This is a genomic window from Dermacoccus sp. UBA1591 (assembly GCF_002322065.1).
Lineage (GTDB): Bacteria > Actinomycetota > Actinomycetes > Actinomycetales > Dermatophilaceae > Dermacoccus > Dermacoccus nishinomiyaensis.
This window is the reverse complement of record NZ_DCNR01000099.1, coordinates 546-760: the sequence shown is the minus strand read 5'-3', so window position 1 is coordinate 760 and position 215 is coordinate 546. Positions and strand designations below refer to the sequence as shown.

Here is a 215-nt window from a genome sequence, read left to right as displayed (position 1 = left end):
CCGTCCGCGGGGAAGATGCGCGTGATGATGGCCATCGTCTGCGGCGTCATGATCGCCGCACCGAGACCCTGGACGACGCGCGCGGCGATGAGGACGCCGACATTCGGGGCGAAGCCGCACGCGGCCGACGACAACGTGAACACGGCCAGGCCGATGAGGTAGAGGTTCTTCGGGCCGAAACGGTCACCGAGGCGTCCGGTGATGAGCAGCGGCAC

The 215-nt window shown here is 68.4% G+C and carries 1 protein-coding gene; it reads right to left on the bottom strand.

The genetic code is table 11. The features are described from left to right. Nucleotides 1-215, bottom strand: a 215-nt coding sequence (locus tag B2284_RS11150; RefSeq protein ID WP_286697521.1) for an MFS transporter, incomplete at both ends; no start/stop codon positions are given.